Below are 18,043 nucleotides of genomic sequence, written 5' to 3'. Positions count from 1 at the left end.
AGCCGCTTAAGGATCAGATAGCCAAGGATGGGTAACTGAGAATTAGGTCAGTATTTCAATCGTATAGGCGTTCGCAAATTGATCCGGCCCGGCCCACCAACCTGGACAGGACATGCGATGACAGGGTGTCATCGGCCGTCGCGTGCGGGTGATCGAAGGTCAACAGGGCAGGGGGTTCGCTCGTTGTCCCCCCGGGCAAACGAGATTTCGAATGTCGCGGAAGTCTTCGGCGAGGTTGTTCTTTGTCCTCAGGTTGACGTCGCCGAACGCGAGGCCGAGCCCCTTCCAGGCGCGCAGCCAGTCGTCGTGGCTTTCCTGATCCCTACTGTGCTTCTCGCCCTTCGCGGCGCGAGCCGCGCAGAGCAGGAAGCGCTGGGCCGTTGCTATGGCGCCTCGAAGGCCCCGAGACTCACAACGTCCCCGTTCGAAGGCATGTTGGGTGGCAGCCCGAGTGGGCTTCCAGCGCCAATCAGCCTGCTCCCCTTCGCCAGTCTCAAAAAGCCCGAGATTGGCAGGGAGCCGTCCGCCTGGCGGGGACCGCGCGCAATCGTATCGTCGATGGACTGAAAGTCGTCCAAGGACACGTTGAAATTCGTTGGCGAGAGGGACCTTAAGGCCGCGCCGTTGCTTGCATTGTGCGACTGAGACAGAAGCGAGATGTCGAAGTCGTGCCTTCCGCTTTGTGTGAGGGCTATATTGTTCTGAAGCACCGTGCTCGCATTATGCTGAATGATGAAGGCGTAACCCACCCCACCGCGCGCATTGTTGAAGGAGACATTGTTGAAGACGGCCAGCGGCTGCAGCCCGCCATTGTAGCCGTTGTCATCAAAACCGTTTGTCTTGTTGCTCCAGGCAAGGCACCGGGTCACTGTATGGCCGCCATAGATGCCGGTGGCGCCTGGGCGCCGCCCTCCCAGCTTGAAACCGCAGCCGTCGCCACTCTCGTTACGGTTGATCGAGCCGTCGGAGTTGTATCCGTTCTCGAAGGCCCAGTTCTGATCGATAAGGCATGGCGAACCGTTGAGGCTGTCCTTGGCCCTCGAGGGGTTGAAGAAGTCGAAGCCGTCGTCCGTGTTGCGCCAAACGCGGTTACCGGTAATGACGGTTCCGGTGCTGTCGGCGAGCGAAACCGAGATCCCATCGGCATTTCCGCCAGTTGCGCCCGGTCCTCCGCCGTGATTGCCAAAGGAGTCGCAGTTGCGCACGATGTTGTGATTGCCTTGCCCCAGGATTCCCAGGCCGGTGCCATATTCGTCGTTGAGCCAGCCATTGTCGCGGAAGACGCAGCGCTCAATCAATAAATCGTGATGGGTGCCGTTGACGAAGCACCCGCCCATCGGGCCATGGCGAACGGTGAGTCCGCGCAGTGTCAGGTGGGAAGCATCCATGATAACGAGCGCAAACCCGCCGGCTGATGTGCGCGAAGGCCACGCCTGATACCGTTGCGTCGGGGGCCTCATTGCGGCTCCGTCGATCACGGGAGACTCGCCGGGATAGTTCTCGATGACGATCGGACGGCCCGGCGCTCCGTCGTGGCCAGCGAGAAGCCATCCTTCGGCGGCACCGTCGAAGCCGTATTCTCCCCCTCGCAGCAGGATCGTATCGCCGCCATAGGCGTGGGCGAAGGCATGAGGAAGCGTGGCGAACGGGCGCTCGACCGTGCCCCGCTCCGGATAGTCGCCGTCCTCGCCCATGGGCGCGACGTAGAACGTCCGGCCGGTTCCGTTCGCCCGGCTCGGGGGCGACGCACTTGCAGCCTCATGGCTCACTGCCGAAGCTTGGCCGAATGCCTCTAATCCATGAAGCCCTGCGGCCGCGAGGCTGCCAGCGTTGAGGAGAAAACTGCGGCGAGACTCCATTGGAAATCCTCCAGGGTCCAAGGCCGGGATCCACCGGCGTCGGCGCGTCAGGTCATGAGTGAAACCAACGGCGCAGCGGCGAGTTAACCTAACTGCACCCTAGAATTGTTTTATTGACAGAAATCAGCTATTATTGATGTTGGGGGTATCGATCAATCGAGGATCTCGCATGGGCTCCAGTCCATATAGAGATAAGTCGAAGTTCATAATAAGAAAAAGGCAGATACCTGCTAGAAATGCTTTGAAATTATCGAGCTTGAATACAAGTTTAATGCGGTCAAAGGGGCTATATAATTATTTTTCTGTTCTATATCAGCTAATCTCTAATTGTAATGGAGAATTAATTAATCCTAGCATGCCTGGTTCTGCAGAAGATTTATTTGATAAATTCTATTTTCTTAGTCTCGATAACAAAGAGCTTCGGCATAGGCTCGACAATTTCGTACCGCTAGTTTTGTCCGTCATTAAGTTGACGGCCGAGAGTAGTACTACGGTGACGGAATTATGTGATGCGTTGGAAGGGCGCCTTCGCGCTATCGCAAACGCTGATGTATCCACGCGAAAGGGCGTGGATCATTGCTCGCTGGAGGAGCTCGTCCGCCTCGAGCTTTCTCCGTATTGCCGCTCCAATCAGTTCGACGTGATCGGGCCGACGGTTGGACTCCGTAGTGGGCTTGCGCAGTCGTTCTCGATCATCATTCACGAACTCACGACAAATGCAGTCAAACATGGAGCATTGAGCTGCCCGACAGGGAAGGTGCTGGTCCGTTGGAGCATTCAACCCATCGACAGCACCCGCGCGAGCCTCTGCCTGCAATGGCTTGAACGGGACGGGCCTCAAGCGACGGGGAGCTGCAAACGCGGGTTCGGGACTTCAATTTTGTGTGATGACGGCAAAGCGATCACCGGCGGAACCTCGACGCTGGGACTCTCGCCAGAAGGCCTGGAATATGTCCTCACCACAGCTCTGGACTTGTAGGCTCGGCACTCCGCCGGAATCGGAGGCTCCCGATCACGGCCCTCACTCCTTCCTTTCAAGCCATTGTTGAGCAAACAGCGCCGCGGAGGCCCTGTTCGTGGCTCCAAGCACACGGATGACCGCCGCCGCATGAATCTTGACAGTCGCCTCCGCAATGGCGAGCTCGCGTGCAATCTCCTTGTTGGACTTGCCCTGCGCCAGTAGGGCAAGGACGTCCCGTTGGCGGTTTGTCAGGCGGATGAGTTGCGAGCGGCTGGACTCGGTTACCTTTACCATCTCGCGCCAGGAAGCGAGTCCCTTCGTGAGGGCCAGGCGCGGCGTGACATAGATTTTCCCGGCAAGAACGTCCTCTATGCCGGCAACAATTTCTTCGTCAGTCTGAAGTTTCGAAATATAGCCGTGAAATCCGCAAGCAAGGCATTCCAGAATGTCAGTAGCTGCTTCGGACGCGGACAGCGCGACCAGATGGATGTTACGGCAGTTTGCGCTCAGGTCGCTGAGACCCTCGATCGGAATGCGGCGCGGCATATGCAGGTCAATGATAAGAAGATCGAGATCTGGATTTTTCTCGACTGTGGACAGGATTGTGGGAAGCGAGTCCGCTGTCAGGAGATCGGCATCGGGGAATGCGCGCTGAAGGACCAAGTGAAGGCCCTTGCGATAAATCCCATGGTCGTCGGCTAACAGGATGCGCCACATTGTCGTGCCTGGCTCCCTGGCGTCTGCCGCGCCGTCGGATCAGCACATGCCCCTCGACTTATTATGACGCCCATATACCACAAATTCTGGGAACTGTCGCAAGCAGACGGCCATTGCCTTCAGGCTTCGGCATCTTCCCATTTGGGTGACTGAGCGACCCGAGCGAGCTGCGCCATGTCTCGGTAGCAAATGGTTTTCCGGGTCGGGAGGTCGATCAAACCGCGCGCCCGGAATGCCGCTAGTGTTCGGCACGCGGTTTCCATCGACATCCCCAAGTAATCAGCGACGTCATTGCGGGGAATTGTGAAACGGAGCGCGTGCGCGCGCCTCGGATCCTGCGGAAGGTGTTCGTAGATCTGAAGCAGGAACCACGCCATTCGGCTCGTGGCGCTCTTCTTGCCCGTGGCTGCCAGGAGGCAGATGGACGCCTGAAGCGCCTGGTCCGTGCCGGACGACTCGAACGTGCCGACGTCCTCATGACTGCGCGGCCTCAGCACGCAGCGCGTGACGGCCTCCGCAGTATAGCGTTGCAGAGCCGCAGCCTGGATAATGTCGCCAGGCCAAAAGAATGCCAGGATTTGGCGCGAACCATCGCTCCAGAGACGCGCGGCCCGAACGGTGCCCTCGACAATCTCGATGGCTTGCGGCTGTCGTTCGTCCTGCCAGAAGAGGACGGCGTTGCGAGCAAGCACTCTGTGGCGGATATCCCTCGCGCTTGGCGAGCGTTCCTCCAGCAGCGAATGAGAAGCTGTAGCGATCTGAAGCATGTTGCGATCCCTTGATCGCAACCAAGGTATTCGTTCTCTCAACCCTGCCAATCACGCAGAAGGATTAGACCTTACGCTCGAGGCGTAAGCCCTCGGACTAAGGCGAACGTCGTAGTTCGTCAGTGCGCGACGATGAAGGGGTCACTGCCCGATCGCTACCGCGAATCATGCATGTGAGATCTTAACACAGTGTTAAACGAGGCGAGATCGCTTAAAGAGCGCGGCCAAGGGGTCCACCACAAGGGCCCAGAGGGACCCAAATCCATAACTGAAGTGAAGCGTAGCCAGCGCTACAGGGAGGAGGAGCAGATGCGCGCCGCGTTCTCGTGCCGCCGCGAGAAGGGTGGCGAAAGCCAGAACGCCCAGGTAAGCCAGCAAAGCAATCAGACCAAGAAGCCCCTCCGACCACGCAATTGTGATCAGGGCGGCACAGCTCAATGTGAGGACCAGCGCCAGCGGAGCGAAATGCCGCCAGCTAACGGCATCTGGCCTCTCCCGGGCAGCTCTGACCACCCCGATGCCGTTGGCGAAATACTGCCTCCAGAGCGACCTCAGAGTTTGCCGCGGCAGGTACCAGGCCCGTATTGCGGGCGACAGGTAGAGGCCATACCCCAAACCCTGAATGCGCGCGTTGAAGTCGTTATCCTCCGCGCGATGCAGATCTTCCCGCAGCAGCCCCACGCGATCCACGATGTGCTTCCAATAGCAGCCGTTCCAAATCGCATCGGTCCAGCCTTCCGCGCCGTCCCGGCGGAATTTCGCGACGCCTACTCCGAACGGGCTCTTATGCGCGGCGACGATGGCACGGCCGATAAGCGTCTTGCCGGCAGAAGGGCGTGCGATGGCGCCCACGCCTCCGGCGCCCGTTGCCAGCAGCGCCTCGACGCTGTTTGTCACGACATCGGGGTCATAGCGCGCATGCGCATCGAGCCGGTTTACGATGTCTCCCGTCGCCAGCTCGAGGGCCAGGTTTATGCCGGCGGCCGGTCCGCGTTTCGGGTTCCGGATCACACGGACCCTGTCATCCACCTCGCTGAGCCGTAGCAGCGTTTCGTAGGTCCCGTCCTGCGAGCAACCATCCGCGAACCAGAATTCGACAATCCGCTTGTAATCTTGGGCGAGCAAATCCGTCACGAGCCGGTCAAGGCAATCGATCTCGTTGTAGACGGGCACGATAACGCTGACCGTCGGGCGACACGGTGGAGCTGTGTTCGGGTGGTCACCGATGGCGCAGCGATAGTTATGCTCGGCGGCGAGCGATCTCGTCATGAACACCCCCGAGAACACGGGCCCGATTCACTTCAAGGATGTTGTCTTGCATCAGCGCACGCCCGTTTCGTCGCAGGCGCTCACGAAGCTCTGGCGCGCGCACCATCTTCTCGATCGCCCCGGCCAACGCACGGACGTCCCGCGGAGGCACCAGCAGAGCGGTTTCTCCGTCCGTGAGAAACGAGGGAATTCCCCCCACTGTCGTCGCGACCGTTGGAAGGCCGATGGACAAGGCCTCGTTGATGACCTGCGGGAAACCCTCGGTTGTGGAGGACAGGACCATAGCTCCCGCCTTCTCGTAGAGGTCGAAGAGCGGCCGACCGTAAGGAACATAGCCGTGAAACGTCACCTGCGACGCAACGCCGAGTTTTGAAGCCAACTCCCGGAGCTCCTGGTCCATCGCGCCGGTGCCGACGAGATCGACATGACAGTGCAGGCCGCGCTGGTTGAGCTGCGCCATGGCCTCGAACAGGAAACGATGTCCCTTCTCCGGAGCCAACCGGCAGACCTTGATGAGGCGCCTGGGATCGGATCCCGCGGACATCTGCGAGAACATCTCGAACTGTGCACGGTCGACGAGGCAGGGAAAGTGATTGTGCGCGCGGTTGCAGAAGCGGCTGTAGACCTTCGTCATCTCCTCGCCGACCGCAAAGACCGTCCGGTCGCGGGCCAACCGCTTGAAATCCCATTCGAGAAGGTGGGCGGCGAGCATCGCGGCGTGACGCTCCAACCCGCGGTGGGCGCTCATTTGCTCGATGAGGTTCTGGCGCACCATCAGGACAACTGGGATGCCTTGAGCAATGCACATTCGGGCGACGAGCTGGCCAATAGGGTGGGGCCCGCAGATGACGAGCACATCCCAGTTCTTGGACTGCTCACGCACGGATTCGCGAATCCGACGATACATGCGGGGGTCGGCTCGCCAGAGCTTGTACAGGTTGGGATAGAACGGCAGCGCGCATAGAGAGAAGGTGGAGCCGTCCAGAACGTAAGGAGCCCGCCCAGGGGTCGGCGCCTCGCGCCCAATGAACGTGATCTGGTCGACGAAGCCAGCGAAGCTCGCCGGGAAGAGGATGAACGACTCCTCGGTCGAGAGGACGGGCCCCTCGCGCCAGAATACTTGGTCGACAAAGAAGGCGACATGCATTGGCTTCAAGGTCTCAGGTGGGTTGCTCACAGAATGACCAAAGCTCGCGTGCGATTTCGACTGGACTTCGCGCCTCCTCGACGGCTGCGCAGGCTGCCTGACCCACGCGTCGGCGCAGCTCCGGATCGGCAACGAGACGGGAAACGTGCTGCGCCAGCTCCGTCGTATCCTGCGTCGCTGTGAACCCGGTTGCGCCATCCTCGATCAACTCGCCGACTCCATTGACGCGGGTCGCCACGCAGGGCTTTCCGGCTGCCATCGCCTCTAGGACGACATTCGGCGTGCCCTCGTAATCGGACGTGAGAAGAAAGATGTCGGCGGCGCAGATCAGTTCGCGGGCATCCGGCACCGCGCCGACGAGGCGTACGATGTTCTGAAGGCCCAGAGCTTCGATCTGGCGTTCGAGATCGCCACGGCAGCCGAGGTTCTCGCCGGCGATGACAGCCTGCACCGGACCATCCGTTTTGACTTTGCCGATGATGTCGAGAAAGCGGTCGAAACGCTTCTGGCTCACGAGCCGACCGACCCCCACGATGAGGACGGTGTCCTCTTGAAGGCCAAGCCGGCCCCGCCATTGCGCGCGCAACGCAGCAACCTCGCTCGGGCTTGGGGTCTCGACCCCGTTCGGCACGTAAGCTGCTTTGGGTTTCGAAGTTCCGCGGCTCGAAAGCTGCTCGAAGGTGTCGCGCGAATTGCAGATGGCGGTGGAGACGCCAGCGAGGCTGGCCCAAGCCCAGACCGATCGGAGACGCGTGGGCAGATCGGCGAATAGCGCATTGCGGAAGGATCCGACACGCTGAATGCCGGTCCCAGCGAGGGCCAGACCGAAGGCGTTGGTGTACGAAGACCAGGAGAAAAAGCATGTCGCGCCCTGCGCCACGCAGGCGGCGCGCAATTGCGCCATTTTGGCTATTCGACCCCCGGCCAGCAGTACGACGGGAATGCCCAGGGCCCGGATGGGAGCTTCCCAGAAACCCAGTTGTCCGGAGACGTAGACGGTAGGCGTCCAGCGCGTGCGGTCGCAGTGGGCCAGGAACATGTAGAGCTGCCTTTCGCTGCCGCCTTGCGAAAGCTGCCCGATAAGGACTGCGACCGCCCTCGGGGCACCGGGGCGTGCGTCAGCAGCGGTGCCGGGACGGCCTGCCGCGCTGAGAAGGCTTCCCAGCATCATGACAGGGCTTCTCTGGAATGTTCAGCGCGATGGGCGCCGGCTGTGACGGGAGACCCGAAGATCGCCGGCGAGAGAGCGGCGCAGACAGCTTCGAGGCTGTGCCGGCCCCTTACATAGGCCAATGCGCGGACGCCGATCCGATCATTCAGCGACCCGCGCCGCGTCAGCAACCGCACGTCGTTGCGCAGTTCGACATCGCCTCCGCTGAGAAGGCCGATATCTTGCTGCTCAATGATGCCGCCAGGATCCACTGCAAGCGAAACGACTGGCACTCCCAGACTCCACGCCTCCAGCATCGAATTCGGAAAGCCTTCTCCGCTCGAGGTGTTCACGAGGACCTTGCTGCGAGCGAGCAGCGACATCACGACATCCGCCGGCTGCGGCCCCCAATAGGTGACGTTGCTCAACGACTGAATCCGTTGCTCGAGCTCGACACGGGAGGCTGCGGGCAACGTCGGATCGAACCCGCCGACGACGCTGCATGAGAGATCCGGCGCCGATGCCGCGAGGTCGAGGAATCTCTCGAGACGTTTCTCCGGGCGGATCTGAGCGACCCAGATGGCGTCGATCGACGTGCCCTCGAAATCTCTCGGGACAGAGGCGAAGGACCGCACCAGATTCGGCACGCAAATCGTCCGGCCCTGCAAACCGTGGGCAAGTCGAGCTCGCTGCCCCTCATGCTGCGCCAGGATCGCCTCAGCACTGTGAAGGCCTAGGGCGTAAAGCGGAGCGTGCAGCCAACGCCTGTAGGAATAGGCCTGCCAAGGTCGGCAGTGGTCGTCGTGAGCGAGCGCGTAAATGAAGCGCGCTCGCCCGTCGAAACGGCCAAGCAGCCCTTGCAGCGCCAGAAAATCGCTTGGCAGCCGCGCATAGATCACATCTGGCGAAGCGTCCTTCAGGGCGCGCCAGAACGCTGCGATGCTCGAAGGTTTCAGCCATCGCGGCGCGGCGTCGATGCAGGTGACGGAGGCAAGTTCCGTTGGCGGACAACGTTGGCTTCCGTCGCCGTAGATCAAGCTCACCTTATGGCCGAGCTCTGCCATCGCAGCTGCGAGATGGGCCACCTGGGCCTCGGCCCCGCCAGAGGTCCGTGAATCGCCACCAAGCACGTCGATCGAACGGCGGCCAGGCGAGAAAAAGCACCACCGCAGACTCTGCCCCTTGAGCGAAGGTTGCATCGAGCACGTCTCCCGACCACGTCCCGGACCCGGGCCCGCTTCCCCCGGCGCCATGCGGGAAGTCGCCCTCTGGCCGAAGCCTGCATCTTCATACGCTCCCGCTGTCCTCTGCATCGGAACACTCGGCTCCGTGATTGCGAGGCGGCTATCTGCGCGGGTCAGTTGATAAACGAATGACCTCCGAGCCGAGTTGACGCGCGTCATATTCAGTTTGCTGCCGATAGCGCCTACTCGGTTGACGCCAGACAGGCTTGACCGGCTCAGGTCCATGGCTGGCGTCGATGCGCTTCCATCCCGGCGGCGTGCAGGCGAGCAAGGCGAAACAGAAACGATGTGCGGCATTTGCGGCTGGTTCGGACCGGCACAAGCGGCAGGCCCCGAGCTGACCGCCGCAATGACTGTGCCCCTGCAACATCGCGGTCCTGACGATCTTGGAATCGAGGGGGGAGACGGCTGGAGCCTCGGCTTCCGCCGCCTCAGCATCCTGGATCTCAGCCCCCTTGGGCATCAGCCGATGCGAAGCCCTGACGGGAGCTGCTGGCTGGCGTTCAACGGCGAAATCTACAACTATCTCGAGCTGCGCCGCGAGCTCGAACGTGCAGGCGAGGCGTTCCAGAGCGGATCCGACACGGAGGTGCTGCTGCGGCTGCTCATGCGCCTCGGGGCGGGCGCGTTGCCGCTTCTGAACGGCATGTTCGCACTGGCCTTCGTCGACACGAAGCGGCGGAGCTTCATGCTTGCCCGTGACCGGCTGGGCGTAAAACCCCTCTACTACTGGGATCAGGAAGGTCACCTGCGGTTCGCCTCGGAACTGAAGGGCTTGCTGGCTTGTCCTGACGCCCCCCGGGAGATCGACCGTTCCGCGGTGGCGCAGTACCTGGCGCTCGGCTACCTGCCGGGCGAAACCTGCATTTTCGAGGGATACCGGAAGCTGCCGCCGGGCCATGTCCTCGCAGGCTCGCTCGACCGGCCCCATGCGGCGTCGCCGGCGCCATATTGGGACCTGACTCTCAACGACGATCCCGCTCGGCGAAGCGCCACTCCCGCCGAACTGGATGAACTCGAGAGTTTGCTCTTCGACGCGGTCCGCATTCGGCTCCGGAGCGACGTTCCCGTCGGTGTTTTCCTGTCGGGCGGAATCGATAGCGGCCTGGTCGCAGCCATGGCGGCGAAGACGGGACAAGCCCCGCTCGCGCTGACCGTCGGCTTCGCGGAAGAGCAATGGGACGAAAGTGCGCTCGCTCGCACAACCGCGGCCCATGCCGGGCTTGAGCACCGCGTGATCCCGCAACGCGCCGGCGGGCTCAGCGATATCGACCGGCTGGCCTGGCTCTTCGACGAACCCTTCGGCGACCCGTCCGCCTTGCCGAGCTTCACGCTCTGCGAGGCGGCGGCGAGCCATGCGACGGTGTTTCTCTCCGGAGACGGCGGCGACGAGGCGTTCGGCGGCTATCGCCGCTATGTCGAGAGCGCCCGCCGGGAAGGTTTGATCCGGGCAGCCGGCCGTTTCGGCCTCGCGCTGGGTGCGGCGAGCCGGCTTTTGCCGCAGGCGTCGCTCGCCCGCTACCAGCTTTCCAAGCTCAGCTTGCCGGATTGGGGAGCGGCGGCGGTTTTCGACGAGCTGCCTGATGATCCGGTGATGGACGATTGCATTCACCCGGATCTGCGGCCGTTTCTGCGGAACGCCAGCAGCGCGGTATGGGAGAGATGGCGGATGAGCCGCGGCGCTCCGCTGACGGCGCGCCAGCAGAAGCTCGACTATAGCCTCTATCTCCCCGACGATGTGCTGGTGAAGGTCGATCGGGCGTCGATGGCCCATTCGATCGAAGTTCGGTCGCCGCTGCTCGATGTCCGCATCGTCGAGTGGGCCGCGCGCCTGCCCCGTGCATGCCTGCTGGATCACGCCCAGGGGAAACTGCCTCTAAGGGCTCTGGCCGCTCGATTTCTCCCGGAGGTTACTGGCCAAAGCCCGAAGCGAGGCTTCGGGGTTCCTCTGGGCGATTGGTTTCGCGAGCCGGCCGGCCGCGCCATGGTCAGGGAAAGGCTTCTCGACCGCGACAGCAGAGAGCGGGGGTTCTGGAACCTGAATGGGGTGGAGCGGATCCTTGATCTACACAGCTCGGGGCGGAGCCGGGATTTCGGCCTGCTGCTGTGGCGCCTGCTGATGCTGGAAGCCTGGTGCCGCCATTATGCGGCAGGTCCGGTTCAGCACTCCCGAGCGCAGTCTCCTTTACAGGGCGCTCTCGCGTAAGTGCGTCAGGGCGTCACCTGTGCTGTGACATCTCAAAAACCGACCGCTGTTCCATGAGTCCGCCTGCCCAGTGCGCTGCCGGGCGAGTGAAACACGATGTCGCTGGCCGCGGTGGGGTCTTGCCGGTGTCCAGCTGGCCGATCCCCAATCGCGACCAGGATCAAGAGAACCGCGCGAAGGCAGCCTTTTTCAATGGCTCCAGATACAGATCTGCATGATCTGGGTTGTCCGGGCGATCACCTTCTATGGTCGCTTTACGAGTGAAACGACGTAGCTGTGCTTTCCGGATTTCAGAGGGGGAATTTCCTGCAGCGTCTCGAAACTGATGTTGCACGACTGGCCCAGCAAAATCCGAAGCGAGGTGACGATCTCGTCCAAAGCGGATTGCGCCGGAGCCGTCTTCACGACCATCTTGACGACGACGTCGTCGTAGTCGCGCTGGACGATCTGCGTCTTGAGAAGCCAACCGGCCTCGTGAAAGACTGTGAGAAAATAAACGAAGAAGATTCCCGATACGGCCGTTCCATCCCTCAAGATAAACGCGTCCGTCTGGCGTCCCGACACCGTCTGCAATCGTTCGACGAACGGCAAGGGACCGTCGGAGAATTTGCCGACCACGGCGCGATCCCCGAGTCTGTACCTGATGAGCGGCATCGCGAAATTCGTGAGATTGGTGACGAGGATCTCGCCCTCTTCCCCTTCCTGGCAGGGCTGACCGTCAGGCTTCACGACCTCGACGAGGTTGCAGTAGTCAAACACCTCCAGGCCACCGTTCTCTGTCCGCTCACCGGCAATGTCGCCAACTTCGCGACATCCGTATCTGTTCAGCGTCGGACAGCCGAACGCGCGCGAAATCTCCTTCCTCATGAACGGGTGCAGCGTGCCCGCGCTGGTAATGACGTGTCTCACGCCGGAGACCCTGGTCTCGCGGGCATTTGCGAAGCGAGCAAGTTCGAAGGCGCTGTCCGCGTAGGCCTCGATGAGAACGGGACGGTATTGCCGAATCCAATCCAGATAGCGCAACATCGCCGTCTCGCTCATCTTGAACGAGTTCGCCCATTTCTGATTGCGAACGAAGCCGCTGAGCTTGTTGCGCCACCCCAGAGTACCGGACACCACGTCCCGATCGGACCCCCAAAGCTTGACCAGAGACTCGCCGGCGTCCCTTCCGACCCAGCCGTGATACGTCTCGGTCATGGCGATACCCATCGCGTTGTAATCCTGGTCCTGGATCACGGCGACGGGCTCTCCCGAACTTCCCCCGGAACTGTTCTTGTACGAATGTCTCGAGCTCAAGTCGTCGCTCTTCAAACTCTCAGGGGAGTTCTGCAGGAAGCTCCTCGTTAGCGGTGGCACCTTCCCGAAGCTGACGAGATCAATGACGTCACCACGCGCGATCTCTCGATCGGCCAGCAGCTTTCGGTAGTGCGGCACGTGTCGCGCTGCGTGCCTGAGCAGTTGCGTCAGACGCTGATCCCGCAGGTTTCGCCGCGCTTCGCGGGGCAGGGCATAAAAGTCCGAGATCAAGGTGCGGCATCGCGGGATCGGGCGGTTCATGACGCGCTCGTCGTAGAACTTCAGCATGGGGCGGCGCCAGTTAATCATGTGCCCTCCGAAGTATGAGCCGCGAGATCAGCTTGCGATCGTCGGGGCGGATGATGAAACCTATGAGTATGATCAAGTATAGTGCCGATATCGCACCGGCCATCGCCGCGAGACTGATCCAATCGAGCGGTGGCCATTCGGCGGCAAGTGCCCTGCCAGCCAGCGCTATCCCGAGCACCGCCGCAGCTCCACCCGCGAGCCGGGGCAGGAACGCCCACCAGTCCAAGCCGAGCACGCGTGCGGCGTATACCGGAAGGATGAGCGTGTTCTTCAAGGTCCAAACGATCGCGGCCGCCGCCGCGATGCCGAGCACGCCCCAATTGGCCCAGAGGGCGAGCGCGACTGCCAGCCCAATGTTCACGACGCCGAGCACCAGCGTCACCAAACCCTGCTGCTTCACCTTGTTGTGCGCGGTGAGGAGGTAACCGATCGGCCGGCCCGCCAGATTCACCGCCAGATGAGCCACGAGGACTGCCAGGAGCATGTCGAACTCGGCGAAATCGGGCCCGAGCCACAGCGACAGGAGTGGGCGGCCGAGCCCGCAGAGGAGCCCGACCGGCAGGGCCAGCCCGAAGGCGAGAAAGCCGACGGCGGATTCCAGCAGTCTGCGCACACCCGTGACATCGCCGATGGCGTAGCGGGCCATGATCATCGGGCTGAAAATCGGTATGACCACCTCGGCCAGCGTGTGCATGAGCACCGCGAAAGCAAGCAATGCGCCGTAACGACCGGTCATGGTTGAACCGAACAATGCGTTCACGATGAGGAGGTCGACCTGCATGAGCAGCAGCATTCCGGCCGTGTTCACCGCCGACCAGGCGCCGAAATTCAACAGCGGCCGGAAGTGGTGGGGGTCCACATCTGCGCGATGCAGGCGCAACTGCGGGGTCAGCCGTCGCCACGCGATCACGCAACTGCCCAGGCCGAGGAGGGCGGAGGCGATCAGGCCGAGGCCGACGTGCAGGAGGCTCGCCGGCCAGACAAGGAAGCACAGGGCCACGATCCCGACCCTGCTCAAGGCAACCGCGGACCGAATGGCGTTGCGGACGTCGAACCGGTGAGTGATCAGGCTCGATGCGTCGAAAGGGCTTCCGACAAGGAATGTCAGGGCGGTGAAGAAGGAGCCCGCGAGCAGGAACCGCGCCGCGCCCTCGAGGCCCGGCGGCACCTCGAAGAGTTGGGGAAAGAGCCAAACCGCCGGGGCCATCGGAACCAGCAGGAAGCAACTGACCGCGATCGTCAGCATCACGGCACTGTTGAACGTCCTTTGCGCGGCGGGCAGATTTCCCCGGTTCAGATCGATCGCCAGGTTGCGGTAGATCGCACCGTTCACCCCCTCGCATACGATCATCGCGAACATGACCAAGGAGGACGACAGGGGAACCATCCCGTAGGCCGCAACCCCGAGATGCTTCAGCAGGAAAGGGATGTACCAGAACATGATGCCGGTGTTCAGCACGACGTAAACGAGGCTGCTGCCGACGTTGACGACGAACCGCCCGCTGGCCTCGTCACGCGGCGGGGCGGCTGCGTGCGCGTTCATCGCCCCCTCGCTAGCCGCGGTCATGGCGACGCTTCGACAGCCAGGGGCCGCCCTCCTGTGCGCTTCGATCGTCGGCCTCCTGCACTAAGGACGGGATCAGGAGCAGGGCGAGTATCACGATGAGGCTGGCGTGGTTTTCCAACCCTCCCGCCTTGAGCCATGTGGACCCGTACGCCGCCGTGGCTCCGATCACGGTCAAGTAGTATCCGTCCGGACAGGAAGGAGAGAGCAACCAGCAGGAGCGGGAGCGCACGAAACTCCGTATCGCGGATCCGATCATGCAGACGTAGATGATCAGCCCGACCAGACCCGTGTCCACACCGACCTCGAGAAACGGCTGGTGGCTGGGCAGATCCGTGCGGTGGTTGACCTCGCTGGTCAGCGACGCGATGTAGGGGTGCAGCCTGAAGGGGCCGTTGCCGATGCCGGCTCCCGTCAGCAGATGGTCGCGCATGAACAGAAGGCTTGCTTCCCACAAGACAGACCGTCCGCCGAGCTCGCCGCCATCTCCTTCGACAGCCCTTTGAATGAGGGTGTCGAAGAGGAACGGGGCGAAGAGGAACAGACAAAGAATGAGCGCGACGCCGCCGACGGCCCATTTCCGCGCGGGTCTGAAGAACAGCAGCATCAGCAACAGGAGGCCGACCGAAATCGCGCCTCCTCGCGATCCGCTGAGTGCGATCAACGCCACGGCGCAAAGCATGTAGGTTATTGCCAGGATGAGCATGGACCTCCGGCGAGGCCCGTCACTTCGCATCACCGGCCAGATGACCCCGGGAAGTGCCATGATCAGCATGACGCCCAAGGTATTCTCATTCATGTTGAAACTTTTCAGTCTGGTTCCAAACACGAAATCGGTGAACAGGGCCGTATAAATCCCGCAAAGAATCATGAGCCAGCCCATCAAGCTCAGCATCCGCATGAAGCGGTCTACTGCCGGCAGCGATCTCACCTCGTTGCAGATCAAAAACAGCAGGATAAAGCTGAACGTCCAGGCGATCAGCTTGCGGCGACCTTCGACGAGATCCGGCGCCCAGAGCAGCGTCACGAGCCCCCATGCGATGTACAGCGCGAGGAGAAGGCAAGTGGGGTTCCATTTGACCGTCTCGTTCCCGCTCAGCGCCCGGACGAGCCAGATCCCAAGAGCTGCGACGACCGTGCCGTTGCTGGCGAGCATGTAGATCCCCTCCACCCGAAGGTCCCCTGGCGGCAGCAGGAGCACGAACGCGGCGAGCAGGAGCGCGGCAAGCGGGTTTCGCAGCAGCAGCAGGCCGATCGTCGCCACGACGGCCAAGCCGATGAGCATTACGGGGACGGATGGGTTCCTCAAGATCAGGAGCGCGAGGGCAACGAGCGACAGGAGACCGGCACCGCCGACCCAGGACGCGACATGCACGAGCGATTGCCGCGCCGTTCGGGCCGTCACCGCGTAACCTCCCGAGGCGGCCCGCTGGTTCCGCGCGATGCACGGCGGCGGGGCATGTCCACGGCGACGGGCAGGTAGCCGAGGTGAGCCGCCAAGTCATGGTGGCGGGCCACAAAGACGCGCGCGCTCTTGCCCGCTTCCCGGTTCATGGCGTCGACGTTGTATCGTCGTAGCCAGCGCAGCAGGAACTCCAGCACAGGCTTGGCGCTGATGGGCATCAGCCGCTTGCGCCGGGCACCTGCTTGGATGACAGCTTTCATCGCCGGCCTCCTCTCGCTGCGATCGAAACCCTACGTCGGCCGGGCTTCGCAGTCTTGATGAGGATCAATTCGCTGAAAGGTTCTGCCAATAGTGTCCGGAAGTCGGGAAGCACAACTCGAAGCCGACGGCACGGCCGAAAAGCACGAGATCGGAAAGCGCATCTCTGACGCAGTGGGGCCCCCACGACGGTAGGGGACTAATGGGGCAGAAGCAGATCTTGTTGCCGGAGATCGACCTTGATGTCGTCGATGTCCAGGCGGTCGCGATAACGGCCACCCCTCGAGGCGAAACGATGATCAGCCTTGAGATGTCCGGCGGCCAGATCATGAATTTGATCTTCTCGCCAGCGACGCTCGCCCAGCTTGAGGCAATGCTTGACATAGCGAACGAGGCTCGCACCAGGGAGCGCCCGATCCAGTAAAGGCAGGCGCCCATGTGCGTGCGGCCGGCAGCCAAGCATGCTCTGAGAGGAGATCTGAACCGCGCCGGGTTTCCCGGAGGCGGTTCACAGCGACTGACGCCGGCTTTGCTTTGTCGCACCGGTGGATCAGTGCGACCGAAGCCATGTCATCGCGAGAGCATTTTCGAGCGCAGCGGACACCGGTTCGCGTGAAGAAAAGGTCTCCGGAGCGGGTTCACTGCACCGCTGCCGTCGAAGCATCCTCACGCCGGAACACGACTTCGACGGTGTCGCCCGGCATCAGCTCGGTGTCCTCGGACGCGGGAATGCGATCCCAGTTCGTTCGAGCTTTACGGATGATCGTGACGCCCAGCCGCGCGACGTTGGCGCCCGTTTCGAGGACGACCATCTGCCCAAGCACACGCAGCTTCTCTGTCGCGCCATCGAGCCGCGCTCTCAGCTCGGTCATACGCAGCTGCGATTCCCTGCTTTCGCGTAGCACGTCGATGCGCCTTTGGGTGTCGACCTTGTCCAGGCGCCAAAGCAGTTCATCCCGCTGTTGCTTGACCTGGGTCAGGTTCGCAATCGTCTGAAGGCGCCGGGTCGACGACAGCAGGACGGCCCGGCGACTATCCGTGACGCGCGGGCTCGGCAAGCTGCCGGTGCCGAAGAGTTTGTTCACGCGATCAAGCTCTGCCATGTCGGCTTGGAGGCCGCTCTGCTCCCCCTGCACTTGCGTGGTGAGAGTCTCGATCTGCTCGCCGGCCTGTCGCACCATACTCTCCAGATAGGCCCGCTCGCTCTTGGTTTCCTTGAGGCGAACCTGCAGGTAACGGGTCTCGACGCGCAGAAAGTCGGCAAGCGAAGCGGCCGATATGGACAGGTACCCGAGGGGCTGTTCCTTGATCGTTTCGGATCCATCGAGTTCCGCGGCAAGCCGCCAGGAGACAACATGCTCCTTGGCAAGCGCGCTTGTCGCAGTTCGGTATTCGCGCTCCGCCTCCGCGATCTCGACGCCTGACTGCCCGGGACGGCCCCGTACTGTGCTCGGGCCGCCTGAGAGAGCAATGGCATGGCGCGCCGTCATCTGTGGCCGGTAGGCGTACTGCCCCGGGTTGAGCACGTCGCCGCTCACATAGATGGGCCGGTACTCGACGACTGCCGTGGTGACATCGCCAGGCTGAAGCAACACGATCCGCTCGCGCCCGTCGGGCATTCGCTGGCGGAGGATTTTCGCTGCGAAGGCTGTCTCGACCCGGTCCTGCAGCACCTGCGGGGCCGATCCTGCCGCCATCACTGCCCCTAGCATTGGGATGATGATGGTTCCGTCGGGCTGCACCGGCATACGCTGCCGCAGCTCCGGCATTGGCGCGACGGCGATTTCCACCACGTCGCCGGGAGAGAGCAGATATTCAGCGCGGCAAGCTCCATGCGTCCAGAGCAAAGCTATGCCGGCCATGAGCAGTGTCGCTGCCCAGCCCTTGCGCG

General features: G+C 62.3%; 15 protein-coding genes. 3 read left to right on the top strand and 12 right to left on the bottom strand.

The features are described 5' to 3' along the window. Window positions 1-383: 383 nt before the first annotated feature. A complete protein-coding gene (locus tag BLQ70_RS00410) occupies window positions 384-1,859 on the bottom strand; it encodes a right-handed parallel beta-helix repeat-containing protein (protein ID WP_091855381.1) in 1,476 nt (491 codons plus the stop codon). Between the two features lie 355 nt (window positions 1,860-2,214). On the opposite strand from BLQ70_RS00410, the gene BLQ70_RS00405 reads away from it, so the two are divergent. After that, the gene (locus tag BLQ70_RS00405) at window positions 2,215-2,838 is read left to right on the top strand and encodes a sensor histidine kinase (protein ID WP_170843257.1); all 624 of its coding nucleotides are present in this window, start codon (window positions 2,215-2,217) and stop codon (window positions 2,836-2,838) included. 42 nt (window positions 2,839-2,880) lie between these two features. Here BLQ70_RS00405 and BLQ70_RS00400 read toward each other — a convergent pair whose 3' ends face one another. The 6 genes from BLQ70_RS00400 to BLQ70_RS25195 all read right to left on the bottom strand — a co-directional run bounded on the left by BLQ70_RS00400 (window position 2,881) and on the right by BLQ70_RS25195 (window position 9,069). Further along, the gene (locus BLQ70_RS00400) at window positions 2,881-3,537 is read right to left on the bottom strand and encodes a LuxR C-terminal-related transcriptional regulator (protein ID WP_091855379.1); all 657 of its coding nucleotides are present in this window, start codon (window positions 3,535-3,537) and stop codon (window positions 2,881-2,883) included. 119 nt (window positions 3,538-3,656) lie between these two features. Next, the gene (locus BLQ70_RS00395; RefSeq protein WP_091855378.1) at window positions 3,657-4,304 is read right to left on the bottom strand and encodes a helix-turn-helix domain-containing protein; all 648 of its coding nucleotides are present in this window, start codon (window positions 4,302-4,304) and stop codon (window positions 3,657-3,659) included. Between the two features lie 192 nt (window positions 4,305-4,496). Then, window positions 4,497-5,573, bottom strand: coding sequence for a glycosyltransferase family 2 protein (locus BLQ70_RS00390; RefSeq protein ID WP_091855377.1), 1,077 nt, complete (start codon window positions 5,571-5,573; stop codon window positions 4,497-4,499). Further along, window positions 5,545-6,720, bottom strand: coding sequence for a glycosyltransferase (locus tag BLQ70_RS00385; protein WP_091855376.1), 1,176 nt, complete (start codon window positions 6,718-6,720; stop codon window positions 5,545-5,547). Before BLQ70_RS00385 ends, BLQ70_RS00390 begins: the two co-directional genes overlap by 29 nt. A gap of 13 nt (window positions 6,721-6,733) precedes the next feature. Continuing rightward, entirely contained in the window at window positions 6,734-7,891 is a 1,158-nt protein-coding gene (locus tag BLQ70_RS00380) for a glycosyltransferase (protein WP_091855375.1), read from the bottom strand. After that, window positions 7,888-9,069 carry a glycosyltransferase family 4 protein gene (locus BLQ70_RS25195; protein ID WP_170843256.1) on the bottom strand — a complete coding sequence of 394 codons (1,182 nt, stop codon included), beginning with the start codon at window positions 9,067-9,069 and terminating at the stop codon, window positions 7,888-7,890. The genes BLQ70_RS00380 and BLQ70_RS25195 overlap by 4 nt, the downstream gene beginning before the upstream one ends. A gap of 268 nt (window positions 9,070-9,337) precedes the next feature. Between BLQ70_RS25195 and asnB the strand changes: the two genes are divergently transcribed. Next, window positions 9,338-11,320 carry an asparagine synthase (glutamine-hydrolyzing) gene (asnB, locus tag BLQ70_RS00365; RefSeq protein ID WP_139163457.1) on the top strand — a complete coding sequence of 661 codons (1,983 nt, stop codon included), beginning with the start codon at window positions 9,338-9,340 and terminating at the stop codon, window positions 11,318-11,320. A gap of 243 nt (window positions 11,321-11,563) precedes the next feature. Here asnB and BLQ70_RS00360 read toward each other — a convergent pair whose 3' ends face one another. From BLQ70_RS00360 to BLQ70_RS00345, 4 genes are read right to left on the bottom strand one after another with little or no spacing between them, the layout of a single operon-like run. Continuing rightward, window positions 11,564-12,904, bottom strand: coding sequence for a phenylacetate--CoA ligase family protein (locus BLQ70_RS00360; protein WP_091855372.1), 1,341 nt, complete (start codon window positions 12,902-12,904; stop codon window positions 11,564-11,566). A 13-nt stretch (window positions 12,905-12,917) separates the two neighbouring features. Next, window positions 12,918-14,468 (bottom strand): lipopolysaccharide biosynthesis protein, encoded by a 1,551-nt coding sequence (locus BLQ70_RS00355; RefSeq protein ID WP_139163456.1) that lies wholly within the window; start codon window positions 14,466-14,468, stop codon window positions 12,918-12,920. Window positions 14,469-14,478: 10 nt separating this feature from the next. Beyond that, window positions 14,479-15,894: an O-antigen ligase family protein gene (locus tag BLQ70_RS00350; protein WP_061963561.1), complete on the bottom strand. Its 1,416-nt coding sequence runs from the start codon at window positions 15,892-15,894 to the stop codon at window positions 14,479-14,481. Continuing rightward, the gene (locus tag BLQ70_RS00345; protein WP_061963559.1) at window positions 15,891-16,154 is read right to left on the bottom strand and encodes a hypothetical protein; all 264 of its coding nucleotides are present in this window, start codon (window positions 16,152-16,154) and stop codon (window positions 15,891-15,893) included. The genes BLQ70_RS00350 and BLQ70_RS00345 overlap by 4 nt, the downstream gene beginning before the upstream one ends. Before the next feature lie 221 nt (window positions 16,155-16,375). Here BLQ70_RS00345 and BLQ70_RS00340 point away from each other — a divergent pair, with 221 nt between their 5' ends. Further along, on the top strand, window positions 16,376-16,576 hold the full coding sequence (locus BLQ70_RS00340; protein WP_170843255.1) for a hypothetical protein: 201 nt from the start codon (window positions 16,376-16,378) through the stop codon (window positions 16,574-16,576). Window positions 16,577-16,790: 214 nt separating this feature from the next. On the opposite strand, the gene BLQ70_RS00335 is transcribed toward BLQ70_RS00340, so the two are convergent. Further along, complete coding sequence (locus BLQ70_RS00335; RefSeq protein ID WP_170843254.1) at window positions 16,791-18,014, bottom strand: polysaccharide biosynthesis/export family protein; 1,224 nt, start codon at window positions 18,012-18,014, stop codon at window positions 16,791-16,793. Window positions 18,015-18,043 lie beyond the last annotated feature (29 nt).

Origin of the sequence: Allobosea robiniae (assembly GCF_900102525.1) — a bacterium.
Classification (GTDB): domain Bacteria; phylum Pseudomonadota; class Alphaproteobacteria; order Rhizobiales; family Beijerinckiaceae; genus Allobosea; species Allobosea robiniae.
The sequence above is the reverse complement of the archived record's forward strand: the minus strand, read 5'-3'. Positions and strand labels throughout refer to the sequence as shown.